The 642-nt window shown below is 67.0% G+C and carries 1 protein-coding gene; it reads right to left on the bottom strand.

Going from position 1 to position 642, the window contains the following annotated elements; translation table 11 throughout:
* Window positions 1–642: ABC transporter permease (locus VP06_RS32955; protein ID WP_063928492.1), on the bottom strand; the 642-nt coding region annotated here is incomplete at both ends.

Genomic DNA, 642 nt, shown 5'->3' with positions numbered 1-642 from the left:
GCCTCGTGGATCTTGTAGCCGAGCCCGGCCGAGGAGCCGAGATACTCGCCCACCACCGCGCCCACCAGCGCGAAGCCGACGGCGGTGTGGAGCGAGGAGAACATCCAGGTCAGCGCCGAGGGCCAGTAGACGTGGCGGAGCAGGCCGCGCTCGCTCATGCCGAGCATCCGGGCATTGTTGAGCACCACCGGGCTCACCTCGCGCACGCCCTGGTAGACGTTGAAGAACACGATGAAGAACACCAGGGTGAAGCCGAGCGCCACCTTCGACCAGATGCCGAGGCCGAACCACAGCGCGAAGATCGGCGCCAGCACCACCCGGGGCAGGGCATTCGCGGCCTTGATGTAGGGGTCGAACACCGCGGCGAGCAGCGCGTTGCGGGCGAACAGGAACCCGAAGGCGATGCCGCCGAGCGCGCCGAACACGAAGGCCAGCACCGTCTCCTGGAGCGTGATCCAGAGATGGCCCCAGATTTCCGGGTTGGTCATCTCGGTCCAGGTCCGCTTCAGCACCTCGACCGGGGTCGAGAAGAAGAACTGGATCTGCTTCGGGCTGCCGAGGATCGGATAGACGGTGAGGACGTGCCAGATCGCCAGACCGGCGAGGCCGACGAGGATCTGGAGGGCGAGAAGGCCGAGGCGG

It is taken from the genome of Methylobacterium aquaticum (assembly GCF_001043915.1).
In the GTDB taxonomy this organism is placed as follows: Bacteria; Pseudomonadota; Alphaproteobacteria; order Rhizobiales; family Beijerinckiaceae; genus Methylobacterium; species Methylobacterium aquaticum.
This window is presented reverse-complemented; position numbering and strand designations above follow the sequence as displayed.